The sequence below is a fragment of the Mycolicibacterium insubricum genome, assembly GCF_010731615.1.
GTDB classification, from domain to species: Bacteria; Actinomycetota; Actinomycetes; order Mycobacteriales; family Mycobacteriaceae; genus Mycobacterium; species Mycobacterium insubricum.
On the sequence record NZ_AP022618.1, the window covers coordinates 2,412,731 to 2,430,623 of the forward strand.

Genomic DNA, 17,893 nt, shown 5'->3' on the forward strand with positions numbered 1-17,893 from the left:
TCAGGAACGTCCTCGTTTGACTTGGTTGAACGGCACGCCGCGGTCGGCGGCGTACTCGCGGGGGAAGTTCAGTATGCGCTCGCCGATGACGTTTCTCGCCATCTCCGAGCTACCGCCGCCCAGTGAACCGGTCTGCCGGGACAGATACCGGATGCCCAGGCCCAACAGGTCGGCGTTCTCGCCGGCCTCCTCGACGACGCCGGCGGTACCGGCGATCGCCAGCGAGGTGTCCACCTCCAGCTCGGTGGTCTCGGCGTGGAACAACCGGATCAGGGTGCCCGCGGTCGGCGGCAGCGCACCGGTGGCGATCGACGCCGACACGTGCTCGATCAGCTGCTCCTTGACGGCGCGGCGCACCAGCGCGCGGCCGGCCAGATCCTGCACCCGGGCGTCCTCGCCCTGGCCGGTGGCCTCGGCCAGTGCCACGTAATCGGTGGGGGCCTCTTGCAGATTCTCCGGGCCCCGGCCGCTGGAGAACTCCGAACCGCCGCCCACCGCGCGCCGCTCGTGGAACAGCTGGCGCGAGGCCACCTCCCAGCCCTTGTTCACCTCGCCGACGACGGCGTCGTCGCCGAGGCGCAGGCCGTCGAAGAACTCCTCGCAGAACTCCTCGTTGCCGTTGACCTCGGTGATCCGGCGCATGGTGATGCCCGGCGCGTTCAGCGGCACCAGGAACATGGTCAGGCCCTCGTGTTTGGGCACACTGGCGTCGGTGCGGGCCAGCAGCAGCCCGTAGTCGGCGGCGAAGGCGCTGGTGGACCAGGTCTTGGCGCCGTTGATCACCCAGCCGTCGTCGGTGCGGTCGGCGCGGGTGATGACCCCGGCCAGATCAGACCCGCCGCTGGGCTCCGACAGCAACTGGCACAGGACCTCCTCGCCGCGGATGGCCGCGCCGATCCGATCGCGCTTTTGGGCCTCGGTACCCATGTCCAGCAGCGTCGCCGCGCAGATCGCGAACGTCGGGACGTTGAGGATCAGCGGCATCTCGTAGTCGCTGCAGACCGCGTCGAACGCCTTCTGATACGCGAAATCCAGTCCCAGACCGCCGTATTCACGAGGGAAGCAGATACCGGCGAAGCCGCCGGCGTACAGCCGCTGCTGCAGCTCGGTGGCCCGGTCCCAGCTGCTCTGCTCGGCGCGCACCGAGAACGGCGGGTTCTTCGGGTCGATGCGCGGCATGTTCTCGGCCAGCCACTGCGCGGCCCGGGCGGCGAATTCGGCGACCGTCTCGGTGCCCGTCGTGGTGTCCAGGTCGGTCATGCGGTGGCCTCCTCGAGCCGGCGGCTCATCGCGTACACGGCGCGGTGGTGGTCTTCCGGGGAACCGAACATCGCCCGGTACAGGGCAGCCCGGCGCAGGTACAGGTGCAGATCGTGCTCCCAGGTGACCCCGATCCCGCCGTGCAGCTGCACGCAGTCCTGAAGGATCACCGGGGCCCGTTCGGCCACATACGCTTTGGCGACGCTGACCAGTCGGGGAGCGTCGTCGCTGTGTTCGGCGACCGCGGAGACGGCGCCGGCGGTGGTGGCCCGGGCGGCCTCGAACCACATCTTCATGTCGGCGGCGCGGTGCTTGAGCGCCTGGTACGACGCCAGCGGACGGCCGAAGCTGTGCCGGTCGCCCAGCCACTGGTAGGTGAAGGCCAGCACGGTGTCCAATATCCCGACCAGCTCGGCGCACTGCAGCACGAGGGCGATCTGGCGCTGCCGCTCGATGATCGCGGCGGTGTCCGCGGCCGTCCCGACCACCGCCGAGGCATCCAGCGCCACACCGGCGAATTCGGCTCGGGCGTAACTCTTCACCAGATCGACGCTGCCGACCCCAGTGACCGTGACACCCGGTGCGTCGGTGGGCACCAGGAACTGGCGCACGACGCCGTCGCACACCGCGGGCACCAACAGCACACCGGCCTGGGCGCCGGCCTCGATGCGGTCCTTGGCGCCGTCGAGGCGGTACCCGTCGGCGGTCGCGGTCGCCACGGTGGCGATGGTCGTGGCCTGCGTCGGGGCACTCGGCCGGCCCGGTTCGTAGACGGCCCAGGATCCGACCAGTTCCCCGGAGACCAGGGCGTCGATGGTGTCCTGGTGACCCTCGGGCGCCTCGACGAGCCCGGCCAGCACCACCGACACCGGATGCAGCGGCCCGGGGGCGACGGTGTGACCGATCAGTTCGGCGATCACCGCCAGGTCGGCCACCCCGTCACCGGAAACGCTTCCGCCGCCGAGGGATTCGGGTACCAGCAGGCTGGTCCAGCCCAGCTCGGCGGCGCGCTGCCACCAGTCGGGATCGAAGGATTCCCCGGCGGCGTGCAGTTCACGGACCCGCGCCAGCGAGCCTTCCTTGTCGAGGAAGGCCGCGGCGGTGGACGCGAAGAGCAGCTGTTCGGGATTGGTGGCGGCGGCAGCGGTCATCGACGCGATCTCAGGCGATGACCAGCGCGGGCACGTCGGGGGAGTGCCGGATCTCGTTGGGCACCTTGAACAGGTCGATGAGGTTGCCGCCCATCACCTTTCGCACTCCCTCGTCGTCCAGGCCGTGGGCCACCAGATCGTCGACCAGGGTGATCGGGTCGGACAGGCCCTCCGGGTGCGGCCAGTCCGAGCCGAACATGACGCGGTCGATGCCGCACAGCTCGGCCATCTCCTTGAAGTTGTCCTCCCAGAACGGCGCGACGTAGACGCAGCGGCGGAACGCCTCCACCGGATCCTCGGGGAACTCGCTGGGCAGCTTGGCGTAGACGTCGGACAGCTGGTGCTGCAGGTAGGGCACCCAGGACGCACCGTTTTCCACCGACAGGATCCGCAGGTCGGGGTTGCGGTGGAAGGCGCCGTGGCAGATCATCGCGGCCATGGTGTCCTCGATGGGCCGCTTGCCCATCGCGACCATCCGGAACGCGGTCGGCTTGAACGGCAGGAACTCGTCGGCGGGCTCCCAGTCGTTGAGGTACTGCGCGTAGCCCGAGTCCGAGGCGTGCATGCAGACCGGGATGTCGGCGGCGACCACGGCCTGCCAGAACGGGTCGAACTCGGGCAGGCCCATGGACCGGGTGCCGCGGTAGCCGGGCACCGGGGCCGGGCGCACCAGCACGGTCTTGGCGCCGCGCTCCAGCGCCCATTCGAGTTCGGCCAGCGCGCGGTCGACGTTGGGCAGGGTGATGACCGGGGTGGAGAAGATCCGGCCCTCGTAGTTGAACTGCCAGGTCTCATACATCCACTCGTTGAGCGCGTGGATCAGGTCGTGGATCAGGTCCGGGTCGTCCTTGAGGCGCTCCTCGACCAGGCTGGCCAGAGTCGGGAACATGATCGTGTAGTCCAGGCCGAGGGAGTCCATCACCTCGAGCCGGGCAGCGGGGTCACGGAAGGCGGGGATGGCCTTCATGGGCTTGCCCATGATCTCGCGGTAGCTCTTGCCTCCCGAGCCGTGGCGGAAGTACTCCTCCTGGGCGCCGGGGCGGGCGACGACCTCGAAGGTCGGGTTGGGGATGTAGTCGCTGATCTGGTTGCGGACCACGATCTTGGTGCGGCCGCGCACGTCGATGTAGTCGATGACGCCCTTGCGGTTGTCCGGGACGAACTTGGTCAGCGCTTCCTTGGGCTCGTAGAAGTGGTTGTCGGCGTCGAACACCGGGTAGCCGAGAACGCGTGACGGCATGAGGGCTCCTTCGGGGCGGGGTTTCCGCGGTATCGGGGCTGGTTCTGCGGGGCTGGTAATGACGTTACCGCACTGTGGTAACGAGATTACCACGTGGGCGCACGTGCTGGCCAGTGATGACGGTCGGAGAATATCTGTGCAGTTCAGGCGGGGTGTGTGGGATCGGCGGCGGCCAGGCCGTGCAGGCAGAAGCGATACAGGTGGCCAGCGTCGACGGGGCTGCCGTACAGGTCGTTTCCCAGCCCCCGCAGCCGCAGCGCCCCGAGCACGGTCTGCATCAGGATCGCGGCGTCCGGGTCGACGTCGAGGTCGGCGCGGAAGGTGCCCTCGGCGATCCCGCGGCGCAGGATGTCCGCGTACAGCGTGTGCAGCGGCGCCAGTACCGCGGCGAACTCCCGGGGGCGGTTCTCCATCAGGTGGTCGTTGTAGTACGTCAGGCCCCGGTTGATGCTGTCTTGGGTGCTGGACTCCGCCGGGGCGCTCATCCGCTCGATCACCCGACGCAACGCCTCGGTCGCTGGCAGCGACTCGGTCTCGACCCGCCAGCGCGCCGTCGCGTCGGCCATGATCCGTTCCACCAGCGCCAGCAGCAGTTCGTCCTTGGTGGCGAAGTGCTGATAGAACGCCCGCAGTGAGGTTTTGGACCGTTCCACCACTTCCAGCACGGTGAAATCCGTGCGACCGGTCTCGCCGAGAATCGACAGTGCCGAACGCATGAAACTCTGCGCCCGCGACTCGGCGGCGGGCGTGCTCGCCCCGGCTTCGGTCGTCATGACGCCCGAGGGTACCGCCCGGCCGGGACGACCGGTGACCGCTTTCGACGATGCTGAGCGACTGCTTGGCGCGCGGCCGATCGGGGGCTAGGGTTCTGGACCCATGGCCGAATGGTTCCTGTTCCTGCCGCAGCTGCGGTTGGGCATCGACGCCGTCGTGGCGCGCGCGGTGGCCGCGGAATCCGCCGGCTTCGACGGCATCGCGTTCATCGACCACCTGGAGCCGCCGGCCGCCGTGGACCAGCCCATCTGGGAGGCCATGACGCTGGCCACCTGGGTGGCCGCGCACACCGAGCGGCTGCGCATCGGGCACCTGGTGCTCTGCGACGCGTTCCGCCACCCGGCCGTTCTGGCAAAGCAGGCCGTCACGCTGGCCGAGGTCAGCGGCGGGCGGTTCGAACTCGGTCTGGGCTCGGGATCCTGGCCCGACGAATTCACCCGGTTCGGGCTGCCCGACGCCGATGACGCCAAGGCCCGCGCAGCCCGGCTGGCCCGCGACGTCACGACGATCCGCGACTGCTGGGGCCTCGGCTCCGACACCGCTATGATCCAGAAACCGCTTCCCACACACCGTATTCCGCTGCTGTTCGGCGGCACCGGCAAGACCACCCTGGCACTGGCCCGCGACTACGGCGACTGGTGGAACATCCCGTCGCACCAACTGGACCGCCTGGACGCGCTGATGCCGCGGGTCGGCGACGCGCGGGTATCGATGCAGCAGATGGTCGGCTTCGTCGGCGACGGCGCGGACGAGGCCGAGATCGCGACAACCAGCAAACGTCGCTTCGGCTACCTCGGCTCCGGGCTGGTGTGCGGGGACGCCGCGGCGATGATCGAACACTTCGGTGCGCTCGCCGATCGCGGGGTGCAGCGCTTCTACGTCTGGTTCGCCGACTTCGCCGCCCCGGACACCCTGCACGCATTCGCCGACACCGTCATCACCGCGCTCTGAATCACTCGAATGTGAACAACCGAAAGGACACCCACCCTGTGAGCACCGAAACCACACCCGCTCAAGCCGACGGCGCCGGGCCTCGTGCTCGCGGAACTACACCTCTCGCCGAACCCGCCGAATGGACGCTGGACGAACTGCTGGCGCTGTTCGACGTGCCCGACGCCGACGGGGACACCATCGTCGCCCCCACCGGCCGCGCCGGTGAGGACGAGCGCCAGGTGGTCGAGGGCACCCAGGTGCTGGCCCAGGCCATCGTCGCAGTGGCCAAGCGATTCGGCGACAAGTCGATCCGCGCGGCGCACGCAGTGTTCTCCCGCGCGGTGATGGTTGGCGCGCCGGTTGAGTTGCACCTCGACGTCTTCCACGAGGGCCGCTCGATGGCCACCGCGGTGGTGACCGCCAGCCAGAACGGCAAGCGCGCCATCACCGTCACCGTGCTGGCCGATGTGCCCAGCGCCGACGTGATCCGCCACCAGCAGGCCAAGCCCGACGTCGCCGGCCCGGACGGGGCGAACGTCTGCACCATGCCGATGGTCGGCCGTCAGGTCCGCCTCGTCGACGTCATCGACGTCAACAGCCCCGATGAGGTCGGCCCGCCGGAGCTCTACGCTTGGCTGCACTACGAGCCGGTGCCGCAGCGCGAGGACCTGGCCAAGGCGCTGATCGCGTACTTCACCGGGCACCTGGGTATTTCGACGACCATGCGGGCGCACGAGGGCATCGGCACCGCCCAGGCGCACTACACCGTCTCGACCGCGCCGATGACCATCAACATCACCTTCCACGAGCCGTTCGGCTGGGACGGCTGGCTGCTGTACACCCACGAGAGCACCCAGGTCGGCGCGGGCATGTCCTATATCCGGGGCACCGTGCACACCGAGGCCGGGGACCTGATCGCGTCGTTCAGCCAGGACGCGATGATCCGTCCGCTGCGCACCACCGACACCTCCATCAAGGCGGAGTCCCGGCTGTAGCGGTCAGCCGTTGTCCAGATCGGTGGCGCTGTAGGTGTCGCACTTGCGCGCGTCACCGGTCTGGTAGCCCACGGTGAACCAGTGCTGGCGCTGGGCGGCCGAGCCGTGCGTCCAGGACTCCTTGTTCACCCGCCCGGTGGCGGCTTTCTGGATCCGGTCGTCGCCGACGGACTGGGCGGCCGACAGGGCATCGGCGATGTCCTTGTCGCTCAACGGCTTCAGGAACGGCGTGTCCGAACCCGGCGCGTTGGTGGTGGAGGCGTGGTGGGCCCAGACGCCGGCGTAGCAGTCGGCCTGCAGTTCGGTACGCACGCTGCCGCCGGTGGCGCCCTGCACGCCCTTCTGCGCCTTGCTGATGTCGCCGAGCAGGTTCTGCACGTGGTGGCCGTACTCGTGGGCGATCACGTACTCCTGGGCCAGCGGGCCACCGCTGGAACCGAACCGGTCCTGCAGCACCTGGTAGAACGACGTGTCGATGTAGACGGTCCGGTCGGCTGGGCAGTAGAACGGTCCGACGTCACTGGTCGCTGCACCGCAGGCGGTGTTGGTGGATTCGGTGAACAGGTGCAGCTTGGGGCGGCTGTAGCCCTTGAGCAACTGCGACCACACCTGGTCGACCGAGTTGCCGGTGGCGATCACCCGGCAGTTGACGTTGTCGTTGGCGTCCTTGCCGGTCTTGCACTGCGACACGTCGAAGCCCGGTGTCGCGGCCCCCGGCTGCTGTGCCGTCTGCCCGCCGGTCACGCTGCCCGGGTCGATACCGAAGAACAACGCGATCAGCACCACCACCAGGCCGCCGACGCCGCCGCCGACCGCGAGCCCCCGGCCGCCCATCCCGCCGCCGGAGGACGTGGTGGACGTGTCGATCCGGATTCCCTCGTTGAAGGTCATCGCTTCTCCGTTCCGGTGGCGCCGCAGCCGCCGTGTCTAGCCATGATTGTCACACCGAGTAGCGCGCGTCGGTATATCGACGCAGATTGTGCAGGAACCGCTGGAACAGCCAGCCCATCACCGGGCGGCCCAGCGCCATCCCGATCCGCCCGGCCGCCCCGTTGGGCTTCATCGACATGATCCAGGTCAGGTTGCAGCCGTCCTCGGTCGGGACGACGCGGTAGTCCTCGGCGAACGCCGAGATGGAACGCGTGCTGGCCTCGTTGAACCGGAACGACATCCGGGTGTGGGGCTCCCAGGTCAGGAACTCCTCGTCGCCGACGATCCCGCCGCGCATATGCACGGTGCGGGTGGTGCCCACCCCGTAGGGCTCCGGACTGGTCCAGGTCACCTTGGTGATGACGGTGGCCCACACCGGCCACGATTCGGCGTCGGACAGCACCTCGAACAGCTCCTGCGGCGAGATCCGCAGGTCGACGGTGCTGACGAACCGGTACGGCGCGGTGTCGATGAAATGCAGCCCGACCCGCTCGCAGGGGTAGCTCTTCGCCATGCCCGCAGCCTAGCCGTGACTAGCCGGGCGGTTCGGCGAGGCGGCGCCGCATAGACTGACAAACCGTCTGCAGGGCCTGGAGCCCTGTCCCGTGAATCCGTAGGAGTTTTTCGTGCTGCGCAGCCACCGTGCCGGTTCCCTTCGGCCGTCCGACGCCGGAACGACCGTCACCCTGGCGGGCTGGGTGGCGCGCCGACGGGATCACGGCGGCGTCATCTTCATCGACCTGCGCGACTCCAGCGGCGTCGCACAGGTGGTGTTCCGCGACGCCGGCGTGCTCGAGCAGGCGCACCGGCTGCGCGCGGAGTTCTGCGTCTCGGTCACCGGCGTCGTCGAGATCCGGCCCGAGGGCAACGCCAACCCCGACATCGCCACCGGCGAGATCGAGGTCAATGCCACCGAATTGACGGTGCTGAGCGAATGCGCGCCGCTGCCGTTCCAGCTCGACGAGACCGCCGGCGACGAGGCGCGGCTGCGCTACCGCTACCTGGACCTGCGCCGCGACGGCCCGGGCAACGCGCTGCGGCTGCGTTCGCGGGTCAACGCCGCCGCCCGCGCCGTGCTCGCCGAGCACGACTTCGTCGAGATCGAGACCCCCACCCTGACCCGGTCCACCCCCGAGGGCGCGCGGGACTTCCTGGTGCCCGCCCGGCTGCAGCCCGGCTCGTTCTACGCGCTGCCGCAGAGCCCGCAGCTGTTCAAGCAGTTGCTGATGGTCGCCGGCATGGAGCGCTACTACCAGATCGCGCGCTGCTACCGCGATGAGGACTTCCGCGCCGACCGCCAGCCCGAGTTCACCCAGCTGGACATGGAGATGAGCTTCGTCTCCGCCGACGACGTCATCGCGGTCTCGGAACAGGTGCTGGCCGCGCTGTGGGCGCTGATCGGCGTGCAGCTGCCGTTGCCGCTGCCGCGGATCGGCTACGACGAGGCGATGCGCCGCTTCGGCACCGACAAACCCGATCTGCGCTTTTCCGTCGAACTCGTCGAATGCACCGACTATTTCACCGACACCCCGTTCCGGGTGTTCCAGGCGCCCTACGTGGGGGCGGTCGTCATGCCCGGCGGCGCCGACCAGCCGCGCCGGACGCTGGACGGCTGGCAGGAATTCGCCAAGCAGCGCGGCCACAAGGGCCTGGCGTACGTGCTGATCGGCGAGGACGGGACCCTGGGCGGGCCGGTCGCCAAGAACCTCTCCGACGCCGAACGCGACGGCCTCGCCGCCCACGTCGGCGCCAAGCCGGGGGACTGCGTGTTCTTCGCCGCCGGTGCGGCCAAGGGTGCGCGCGCCCTGCTGGGCGCGACGCGCATCGAGATCGCCAAGCGCCTGGACCTGATCGACCCGGACGCCTGGGCGCTGACCTGGGTGGTGGACTGGCCGCTGTTCGAGGCCACCGACGAGGCCACCGCCTCCGGCGACGTTGCCGTCGGCTCCGGTGCCTGGACCGCCGTGCACCACGCCTTCACCGCACCGCAGCCCGACAGCATCGCCACCTTCGACACCGATCCGGGTGCCGCGCGCGCCGACGCCTACGACATCGTCTGCAACGGCAACGAGATCGGCGGCGGGTCGATCCGCATCCACCGCGCCGACCTGCAGGAGCGGGTGTTCGCGATGATGGGCATCGACCATGACGAGGCGCGTGACAAGTTCGGGTTCCTGTTGGACGCCTTCGCCTTCGGCGCACCGCCGCACGGCGGCATCGCGTTCGGCTGGGATCGGATCACCGCGCTGCTGGCCGGCGAGGATTCCATCCGCGAGGTCATCGCGTTCCCCAAGACCGGCGGTGGTGTCGACCCGCTGACCGACGCTCCGGCACCCATCACCGCCGCGCAGCGCAAGGAAGCCGGTATCGACGCGAAACCCGAAGCCGCCAAGACCGCGGCCGCCAATCCCGAAGCCGGGGGAGCCCAACCGACGGAGTAGGCGTGGCCGCGTCCGGTCGCCCTCCCGGGCTCCGAAGTTCGTGCGTTCTGATGATTTGCGCCCGCCCCGCCGGTGCTTGACTGTGGGTGAACCGAAACGCACGAAGGCGGTTGCCATGTTCCACATTCATCAACCGGACAGCCCGGATGCGGTGCTGGTACACCGGCATCTGCACATCCCGCATCCGCACCTACCCGAATACGAACCCCACCCGGTGTCCTCGCATCGGGAGCCCAGCTACCTCGAAAAGTCGCGGATGGCCCGGGAAATGGGCCACTTGTAACACGAACACGCGCAAAACGCGGGGTGAACCACGCTGTGGTGGGATCCCCCCATGGGCATCAAGGTGGCGCTGGAGCACCGCACCCACTACCGCTTCGACCGGCTGGTGCAGGTGCACCCGCACGTCATCCGGCTGCGGCCCGCCCCGCACTCACGCACCCCGATCGAGGCCTATTCGCTTCAGATCGAGCCGGGCGACCATTTCATCAACTGGCAGCAGGACCCGTTCGGCAACTTCCTGGCCCGGGTGGTGTTCCCGGAACCAGCGCGCGAATTGAGCATCACCGTCGGCCTGATCGCCGACCTGAAGGTGATCAACCCGTTCGACTTCTTCATCGAGGACTACGCCGAGACCGTCCCGTTCGACTACTCGAAGGCCCTGGCCGCCGACCTTGAGCCCTACCTGCGCCCAGTCGATGAACACGGCGACGGGTCGGGGCCCGGCGAGCTGGTGTGCAACTGGGTGCGGGAAGTCGCCGTCGTCCCCGGCACCCGCACCATCGACTTCCTCGTCGCGCTCAACCAGGCGGTGCACGCCGACATCGGCTACAGCGTGCGGATGGAACCGGGTGTGCAGACACCTGATGTCACCCTGGGCACCCGCATCGGGTCGTGCCGCGATTCGGCGTGGCTGCTGGTGTCGGTGCTGCGCCAACTCGGCCTGGCCGCCCGGTTCGTATCCGGCTATCTGGTGCAACTGACCTCCGACGTGCCGGCACTCGACGGCCCGTCGGGCCCGGCCGCCGATTTCACCGACCTGCACGCCTGGGCCGAGGTGTACATCCCCGGTGCGGGTTGGATCGGCCTGGACGCCACCTCCGGGCTGTTCGCCGGCGAAGGACACATCCCGCTGTCGGCGACCCCGAACCCGGCCGCCTCGGCGCCGATCACCGGTGCCACCGGGATCTGCGAGACCACAATGGAATTCAGCAACACCGTCACCCGCATCCACGAGGACCCCCGGGTCACCCTGCCCTACACCGAGCAGTCCTGGTCGGCGATCGTCGACCTCGGCGCCCGGGTCGACGCCCGGCTGGCCGCCGGTGACGTCCGGTTGACCGTGGGTGGGGAGCCCACCTTCGTGTCGATCGACAATCAGGTCGACCCGGAGTGGACCACCGCCGCCGACGGCCCGGACAAACGGCGCCGGGCCAGCGCGCTGACCGCCCGGCTCAAGGCGACCCTGGCCCCGCACGCGCTGACCCAGCGCGGCCAGGGCAAGTGGTATCCCGGAGAACCGTTGCCGCGCTGGCAGATCGGCCTCGTCTGGCGCACCGACGGCGAACCGCTGTGGCACGACGACACTCTGCTCGCCGACCCGTGGGCCGAACACCGCGACCCCGAATCCGCCGACCCGGCTGCCGCCCGGGCGCTGCTGGCTGCCCTCGCCGAGGATCTCGGCCTGCCGCAAACACAGGTGCGCCCCGCCTACGAGGACGGCCTGGCCCGGCTGGCCGCGCTGGTCCGGCTGCCCGACGGGGACCCGGTCGAAGCGGCCGACGACCCGGCCGAGGGCGCGGCCCGCGCCGAGCTGCTGGCCCGCCTCGACACCCCGGCCGACGACCCGGCGGCCTATCTACTGCCACTGCACCGCCGCGACGATCACGCCGGGTGGGCCAGCGCCGACTGGCGGCTGCGGCGCGGGCGCATCGTGCTGCTCGACGGGGATTCCCCGGCTGGGCTGCGACTGCCGCTGGAGTCCATCAACTGGACCCCGCCGCGGCCCGTCGCCGAAGCGGACCCACTGGCCGACCGGGGCCCGCTGGACACTTCGGACGCCGATCCCGCGGTGATCGACACCGCAGCGGACGTCCCGCGCACCGCGGTGGTCGCCGAGATCCGCGATCACCTGCTGCACGTCTTCCTGCCGCCGACCGAGACCGCCGAGGACTTCGTCGACCTGGTCACCCGGCTGGAGCGCGCCGCGGCGGCGGTCGGCACCCCGCTGGTGGTCGAGGGCTACGGCCCGCCGGTCGACCCGCGGCTGCAGACCATGACCATCACCCCGGACCCCGGGGTGATCGAGGTCAACGTCGCGCCCAGCGCCGGCTTCGACGAACAGCTCGACGGGCTGGCCACGCTCTACGAACAGGCCCGGCGCTCCCGGCTGTCCACGGAATCCTTCGACATCGACGGCACGCACGGCGGCACCGGCGGCGGCAACCACATCACCCTCGGCGGCCGCACCCCCGCGGACTCGCCGTTCCTGCGCCGCCCCGACCTGCTGGTGTCCATGCTGACCTACTGGCAGCGGCACCCGGCGCTGTCGTATCTGTTCGCCGGCCGGTTCGTCGGCACCACGTCGCAGGCGCCCCGGGTCGACGAGGGCCGGGCGTCGGCGCTCTACGAACTGGAGATCGCCTTCGCCGAGATCGCCCGGCTGGGCGAGGACGGAGCGGCCCCGGCGTGGGTCACCGACCGGGCCCTGCGGCATCTGCTCACCGACATCACCGGCAACACCCACCGCGCCGAGTTCTGCATCGACAAGCTCTACAGCCCCGACAGCAGCCGGGGGCGCCTGGGCCTGCTGGAACTGCGCGGGTTCGAGATGCCGCCGCACTACCAGATGGCCATGGTGCAGTCCCTGCTGGTGCGATCGCTGGTGGCCTGGTTCTGGGAGCAGCCGCTGCGCGCCCCGCTGATCCGCCACGGCGAGAACCTGCACGGCCGGTACCTGTTGCCGCACTTCCTGATTCACGACATCGCCGACGTCGCCGCAGACCTGCGCGCACACGGCGTCGACTTCGAGACCAGCTGGCTGGACCCGTTCACCGAGTTCCGCTTCCCGCGCATCGGCACCGTCGTGCTCGACGGGATCGAGGTCGAACTGCGCGGGGCGATCGAGCCGTGGAACACCCTGGGGGAGGAGTCGACGGCCGGCGGCACCGCCCGCTACGTCGACTCGTCGGTCGAACGCCTGCAGGTCCGCCTGGTCGGCGCCGACCGGCAGCGTCACCTGGTGACCTGCAACGGGCACCCGGTTCCGCTGCTGGCCACCGACAACCCCGACGTCCAGGTGGGCGGCGTGCGGTACCGGGCCTGGCAGCCGCCCAGTGCCCTGCATCCCAGCATCACCGTCGACGCCCCACTGCGCTTCGAGCTGATCGACACCACCGCCGGCATGTCCCGCGGCGGCTGCACCTACCACGTCTCCCACCCCGGCGGCCGGTCCTATGACACCCCGCCGGTCAACGCGGTGGAGGCCGAGTCGCGGCGCGGCCGCCGATTCTCGGCCACCGGATTCACCCCCGGCCCCATCGACGTCGCCTATCTGCGGGAGAAGGTGGCTCGCCAGTCGACGGATACGGCGCCGCCGGGCATCCTGGACCTGCGCAGGGTGCGTACCGTACTGCGGTGACCGGTTCTGTGCGACCATGCCCCGGACCGCGGTATCGGAGAGAGACGGAGGTGCACCGGTGACGCCGCTGCCCACCTCCGGCACCGCCACCGCACCGCCTGCACCCGGTTACGACGAGTTCCGCGGCTCCGACGGCGCCGTCCGCGTGTCCTGGCAACGCCTCGATGAGCTGCTCGCCGAGGCCGGCGGCGCGGGCCTGGAGCGGCTGCGCACCGAGGTCGCCGAACTCGTCGACTACAACGGCATCACCTCCGGCGCCGCCGACGGCACCACCGGCGACTGGCGCCTGGACGGCGTCCCGCTGCTGATCTCGGCCGCCGAATGGGAGGCGCTGGAGGCCGGGCTGCTGCAACGCTGCCGGCTGCTCGACGCCGTGCTCGCCGACCTGTACGGACCTCAGCGCTCCCTGACCTCCGGAGCGCTGCCGCCGCAGCTGTTGTTCGCCCACCCCGGCTATCTGCGGCCCGCGCGCGGGATCACCGTTCCCGGGCGCCACCAGCTGTTCCTGTACGCCGCCGATGTCAGCCGGACGGTGTCGGGGGAGTTCACCGTCAACGCCGACTGGACCCAGGCGCCGTCTGGTGCCGGCTACGCGATGGCCGACCGTCGGGTGGTGGCGCACGCCGGGCCGGTGACCTACGAGCGGATCGCGCCGCGGCCGGTGTCCCCGTTCGCCACCGCGCTGCGGCTGTCGCTGATCGACGCCGCCCCGGAGACCGCCGAGGACCCGTTCGTCGTGGTGCTCAGCCCGGGCATCAGATCCGAGACCGCCTTCGACCAGGCCTATCTGGCCTCCGCCCTAGGATTCCCGCTGGTCGAGAACGACGATCTGACGGTCCGCGACGGTGCGCTGTGGATGCGGTCGCTGGGCACCTTGAAACGGGTCGACGTGGTGCTGCGCCGGGTCGACGCGGACTACACCGATCCGCTAGACCTGCGTGCGGATTCCCGCCTCGGCGTGGCCGGGCTGACCGAGACCTCGCGGCGCGGTGCGGTCACCGTCGTCAACCCGCTGGGCAGCGGGGTGCTGGAGAGCCCCGGAGTGGCCCGGTTCCTGCCGGAACTGGCCCGCGAGCTGCTCGGTGAGACGCCACTGCTGGCCTCGCCGCCGAGCTACTGGGGCGGCATCGATGCCGAGCGCGCGCATCTGCTGGCCCGCCTCGATGCCCTGATCATCGCCCCGGTCACCGGGGGGCGGCCGATCAACGGGGCGTGTCTCTCGGTTGCGCAGCGCCGCGAACTGGCGGCCCGGATCGAGGCCGCGCCCTGGCAGTGGGTGGGCCGCGAGCTCCCGCAGTACTCGCAGGCGCCCACCGGGATCGGCGCCGGGCCGCTGGCATCGGTCGGTGTCGCCATGCGGTTGTTCGCCGTCTCCCAGGGCGGCGGTTACGCGCCGATGATCGGCGGCCTGGGCGGGGTGGTCGCCCTCGGCGAGTCCGGCGTGAAAAATATTGCCGCCAAGGATATCTGGGTGCTGCCGACCAAGCGGGCGGAGAGCGCCGCCGGTTCCCCGCCGGTCGAGCTGCCCGCCGTCACCCCGGTCGCCGCCGTCGGGATCAGCTCGCCGCGTGTGCTGTCGGACCTGTACTGGACCGGGCGGTATGCCGAGCGGGCCGAAACCATGGCCCGGCTGCTGACCGTCACCCGGGAGCGCTACCACGAATACCGGCACCGCCAGGACATCGCGGCCAGCGGCTGCGTACCGGTCCTGCTGTCCGCGCTCGGCGCGCTGACCGGCACCGACACCGGGGCCGACGGCGACGCCGCCGAGCAGATCGCTACCGCCCCGACCACCATGTGGGCGCTGACGGTGGACGCCGCCCGGCCCGGGTCGATGGCCCAATCGGTGCTGCGGCTGGGCATGACCGCGCGCTCGGTGCGCGACCAGCTGTCCAACGACACCTGGACCGTGCTGGCGGGTGTCGAACGAAACGTGCTGGGGCACAGCCGGACTCCACCGGACTCCCGGATGCGGGCGGAGCACCTGCTGGCCACCGCCCAGGCCCGCACCCAGGCCGGGATGCTGGCCCTGTCGGGCCTGGCTGCCGAATCCACCGTGCGCGACGTCGGCTGGACGATGACCGACATCGGCAAGCGCATCGAACGCGGTGCGAACCTGGCGGTGCTGCTGGGTGCGACGCTGACCGCCGTGGACGACCCCGCCGTCGAGCAGGTGGTCGCCGAGGCGGTGCTGGTGGTGTGCGAATCCTCGATCACCTACCGGCGGCGCACCCTGGGCCAGATCCGGATCGCCGCGCTGGCCGACCTGCTGCTGCTCGACGAGCACAACCCCCGATCCCTGGCGTTCCAGCTGGAACGGCTGCGCCAGCGGCTGCGCAGCCTGCCCGGTTCGACCGGCGCCACCCGCCCAGAACGCCTGGTCGACGAGATGGTGACCCGACTGCGTCGGCTGGAGCCCGCGGAGCTGGAGGACGTCGACGCGGCCACCGGCCGTCGTGCCGCCCTGGCCGGACTGCTCGATGCCGTCGAAACCGGACTGCGTGAGCTGTCGGATCTGCTTGCCGCCACCCAGCTTTCACTGCCCGGGGCGATGCAGCCGCTGTGGGGTCCGAACGAACTGCGGGTGCTGCCGTGACCCGCTACTATCGGATCACCCACCGCACCGACTACCGCTACTCCGATGTGGTGACCAACTCCTACGGGCGCGGACACCTGGCACCGCGGGACACCGACCAGCAGCGCTGCCTGGACCACCGGCTGGACATCGCCCCGGCGCCCTCGGACCGGACCGAGTCCGCCGATGGGTACGGCAACCGCAGCACCTACTTCCAGATCACCGAACACCACCGGGAGCTGACGGTGACCGGGACGTCGGTCGTCGCGGTCGATCCGCCGCCTGCCTCCCTCTACGGCGACGGCGCGGCGATCGGACCGTGGGAGAACGCCCGGCCCGCCGGGCCCGACGGGGCGCTGGCCGTCGAATTCACCCTGGACCTGGCCGACCCGGAGATAACCGACGAGGTACGAGCCTATGCCGCACCGAGTTTCGTGCCCGGCCGTCGGTTGATCGACGTGCTGGCCGACCTGAACTCCCGGATCCACAGCGACTTCACCTACCGGTCCGGGTCCACGACGGTGTCCACCCGGGTCGCCGAGGTGCTGGCCGTCCGCGAGGGGGTGTGTCAGGACTTCGCCCGGCTGGCCATCGCCTGCCTACGGGCCAACGGCCTGGCCGCCGGCTACGTGTCGGGCTATCTGGCCACCGACCCGCCGCCGGGCCGGGAGCGGATGATCGGCGTCGACGCCACACACGCCTGGGCGGCGGTGTGGACGAGTGAGAACCGTTGGCTGGGCCTGGATCCCACCAACGACCAGCTGGTCGACGAGCGCTACATCGTGGTCGGCTGGGGCCGCGACTACGCCGACGTGCCGCCGCTGCGCGGCATCATCTACACAGATTCGGAGAGTAGTGTTATCGAGGTGTCCGTGGACGTCGCACCGCTGGAGGAGCATGCGTGACTTCCGCTGCCCGGGCTGCGGGCAGCACCTGGCCTTCGAGAACTCCCTGTGCCTGACGTGTGACACCCCGATCGGCTTCTCGCCGGCCGACCGGGTGATGCTGCCCGTCGAACCCGACGGGGACTATCTGATGTGCGCGAATCTGCATGCCGCGGCGTGTAATTGGCTGGTACGCCGCGAGCCCGGCGGACCGGTGCTGTGCGAGTCCTGCCGGCTCACCCGCACCCGGCCGGCCGACGCAGACACCGCGGCGATGGCGGCCTTTGCGCTGGCCGAAGGCGCCAAACGCCGGCTGATCGCCGAGCTGACCGAACTGGGCCTGCCGATCACCGGCCGCGACGCCGACCCGGACTACGGATTGGCCTTCGACCTGCTGTCGTCCGCCGGGGGACCGGTCACCACCGGGCACCACAACGGCCTGATAACCCTGGACCTGGCCGAGGGCGACGACGTGCACCGCGAGCAGTTGCGCGCCGAGATGGACGAGCCCTACCGCACCCTGCTGGGGCATTTCCGGCACGAGATCGGCCACTACTACTTCTACGTGCTCATCGACCCGGAACCGGCTCAGCGCGCGGCGTTCACCGAGCTGTTCGGCGACCCGGACACCGACTACCAGGCGGCGCTGGACCGGCACTACTCCTCGGGTCCACCCGCGGGCTGGGAGGACGACTACGTCTCGTCGTACGCCACCATGCACCCGGCCGAGGACTGGGCCGAGACATTCGCGCACTACCTGCACATCCGCGACACGCTGGACACCGCCGCGGCGTTCGGGCTGGCACCGGCCGCGGGGACGTTCGACGGCAAGCTGTTCGGGCCCAGCGCCTTCGACACGCTGATCGAGATGTGGCTGCCGCTGGCCTGGTCGCTGAACATGGTGAACCGCTCGATGGGCCGCGACGATCTCTACCCGTTCGTGCTGCCGGTGGCGGTGCTGGAGAAACTGCGTTTCCTGCACGGCGTGCTCGAGGGGCAGGCTGCTTCCGGCGTCGACCCAGACTCCAGGTAGGTGCCTCTCGGCGTGTCGCCTGCGCCTGTTCTGCCTC

At 70.2% G+C, this 17,893-nt stretch carries 14 protein-coding genes; 8 read left to right on the top strand and 6 right to left on the bottom strand.

The annotated features are described in order from the left end of the window. The 4 genes from G6N16_RS11595 to G6N16_RS11610 form a co-directional block, all read right to left on the bottom strand. Complete coding sequence (locus tag G6N16_RS11595) at window positions 1-1,260, bottom strand: acyl-CoA dehydrogenase family protein (protein WP_083030584.1); 1,260 nt, start codon at window positions 1,258-1,260, stop codon at window positions 1-3. After that, on the bottom strand, window positions 1,257-2,411 hold the full coding sequence (locus G6N16_RS11600) for an acyl-CoA dehydrogenase family protein (protein ID WP_083030585.1): 1,155 nt from the start codon (window positions 2,409-2,411) through the stop codon (window positions 1,257-1,259). The genes G6N16_RS11595 and G6N16_RS11600 overlap by 4 nt, the downstream gene beginning before the upstream one ends. A 10-nt stretch (window positions 2,412-2,421) precedes the next feature. Next, window positions 2,422-3,651: an amidohydrolase family protein gene (locus G6N16_RS11605; RefSeq protein ID WP_083030586.1), complete on the bottom strand. Its 1,230-nt coding sequence runs from the start codon at window positions 3,649-3,651 to the stop codon at window positions 2,422-2,424. Between the two features lie 143 nt (window positions 3,652-3,794). Continuing rightward, window positions 3,795-4,424 carry a TetR/AcrR family transcriptional regulator gene (locus G6N16_RS11610; RefSeq protein WP_083030587.1) on the bottom strand — a complete coding sequence of 210 codons (630 nt, stop codon included), beginning with the start codon at window positions 4,422-4,424 and terminating at the stop codon, window positions 3,795-3,797. A gap of 103 nt (window positions 4,425-4,527) precedes the next feature. Here G6N16_RS11610 and G6N16_RS11615 point away from each other — a divergent pair, with 103 nt between their 5' ends. Together G6N16_RS11615 and G6N16_RS11620 are read left to right on the top strand one after the other, a co-directional pair. Next, the gene (locus tag G6N16_RS11615; RefSeq protein WP_083030588.1) at window positions 4,528-5,376 is read left to right on the top strand and encodes an LLM class flavin-dependent oxidoreductase; all 849 of its coding nucleotides are present in this window, start codon (window positions 4,528-4,530) and stop codon (window positions 5,374-5,376) included. A 128-nt stretch (window positions 5,377-5,504) separates the two neighbouring features. Beyond that, a complete protein-coding gene (locus G6N16_RS11620) occupies window positions 5,505-6,353 on the top strand; it encodes an acyl-CoA thioesterase (protein ID WP_110810821.1) in 849 nt (282 codons plus the stop codon). Between the two features lie 3 nt (window positions 6,354-6,356). Here the strand turns inward: G6N16_RS11620 and ypfJ are convergent, their stop codons facing one another. Together ypfJ and G6N16_RS11630 are read right to left on the bottom strand one after the other, a co-directional pair. Continuing rightward, window positions 6,357-7,244: a KPN_02809 family neutral zinc metallopeptidase gene (gene ypfJ / locus G6N16_RS11625; protein WP_083030591.1), complete on the bottom strand. Its 888-nt coding sequence runs from the start codon at window positions 7,242-7,244 to the stop codon at window positions 6,357-6,359. A 49-nt stretch (window positions 7,245-7,293) separates the two neighbouring features. Next, complete coding sequence (locus G6N16_RS11630) at window positions 7,294-7,797, bottom strand: SRPBCC family protein (RefSeq protein ID WP_083030593.1); 504 nt, start codon at window positions 7,795-7,797, stop codon at window positions 7,294-7,296. A 112-nt stretch (window positions 7,798-7,909) separates the two neighbouring features. On the opposite strand from G6N16_RS11630, the gene aspS reads away from it, so the two are divergent. The 6 genes from aspS to G6N16_RS11660 all read left to right on the top strand — a co-directional run bounded on the left by aspS (window position 7,910) and on the right by G6N16_RS11660 (window position 17,856). After that, complete coding sequence (aspS, locus tag G6N16_RS11635; RefSeq protein ID WP_083030594.1) at window positions 7,910-9,724, top strand: aspartate--tRNA ligase; 1,815 nt, start codon at window positions 7,910-7,912, stop codon at window positions 9,722-9,724. Between the two features lie 115 nt (window positions 9,725-9,839). After that, window positions 9,840-10,007: a hypothetical protein gene (locus tag G6N16_RS11640; RefSeq protein ID WP_163787860.1), complete on the top strand. Its 168-nt coding sequence runs from the start codon at window positions 9,840-9,842 to the stop codon at window positions 10,005-10,007. Between the two features lie 51 nt (window positions 10,008-10,058). Further along, window positions 10,059-13,364 (top strand): transglutaminase family protein, encoded by a 3,306-nt coding sequence (locus tag G6N16_RS11645; protein WP_083030595.1) that lies wholly within the window; start codon window positions 10,059-10,061, stop codon window positions 13,362-13,364. Between the two features lie 16 nt (window positions 13,365-13,380). Beyond that, complete coding sequence (locus tag G6N16_RS11650; RefSeq protein ID WP_083030596.1) at window positions 13,381-15,960, top strand: circularly permuted type 2 ATP-grasp protein; 2,580 nt, start codon at window positions 13,381-13,383, stop codon at window positions 15,958-15,960. Continuing rightward, window positions 15,957-16,844, top strand: a complete 888-nt coding sequence (locus tag G6N16_RS11655; protein ID WP_083030597.1) for a transglutaminase family protein — start codon at window positions 15,957-15,959, stop codon at window positions 16,842-16,844. Before G6N16_RS11650 ends, G6N16_RS11655 begins: the two co-directional genes overlap by 4 nt. After that, on the top strand, window positions 16,837-17,856 hold the full coding sequence (locus G6N16_RS11660) for a zinc-binding metallopeptidase family protein (protein WP_083030599.1): 1,020 nt from the start codon (window positions 16,837-16,839) through the stop codon (window positions 17,854-17,856). The genes G6N16_RS11655 and G6N16_RS11660 overlap by 8 nt, the downstream gene beginning before the upstream one ends. The last annotated feature ends 37 nt before the right edge of the window (window positions 17,857-17,893 follow it).

Coding starts and splice junctions, on each gene's coding strand:
- G6N16_RS11595 (WP_083030584.1), bottom strand. CDS start 1,260: ATGACCGACCTGGACACCACGACGGGCACCGAGACGGTCGCCGAATTC.
- G6N16_RS11600 (WP_083030585.1), bottom strand. CDS start 2,411: ATGACCGCTGCCGCCGCCACCAATCCCGAACAGCTGCTCTTCGCGTCC.
- G6N16_RS11605 (WP_083030586.1), bottom strand. CDS start 3,651: ATGCCGTCACGCGTTCTCGGCTACCCGGTGTTCGACGCCGACAACCAC.
- G6N16_RS11610 (WP_083030587.1), bottom strand. CDS start 4,424: ATGACGACCGAAGCCGGGGCGAGCACGCCCGCCGCCGAGTCGCGGGCG.
- G6N16_RS11615 (WP_083030588.1), top strand. CDS start 4,528: ATGGCCGAATGGTTCCTGTTCCTGCCGCAGCTGCGGTTGGGCATCGAC.
- ypfJ (WP_083030591.1), bottom strand. CDS start 7,244: ATGACCTTCAACGAGGGAATCCGGATCGACACGTCCACCACGTCCTCC.
- G6N16_RS11630 (WP_083030593.1), bottom strand. CDS start 7,797: ATGGCGAAGAGCTACCCCTGCGAGCGGGTCGGGCTGCATTTCATCGAC.
- G6N16_RS11640 (WP_163787860.1), top strand. CDS start 9,840: ATGTTCCACATTCATCAACCGGACAGCCCGGATGCGGTGCTGGTACAC.
- G6N16_RS11645 (WP_083030595.1), top strand. CDS start 10,059: ATGGGCATCAAGGTGGCGCTGGAGCACCGCACCCACTACCGCTTCGAC.
- G6N16_RS11650 (WP_083030596.1), top strand. CDS start 13,381: ATGCCCCGGACCGCGGTATCGGAGAGAGACGGAGGTGCACCGGTGACG.
- G6N16_RS11660 (WP_083030599.1), top strand. CDS start 16,837: ATGCGTGACTTCCGCTGCCCGGGCTGCGGGCAGCACCTGGCCTTCGAG.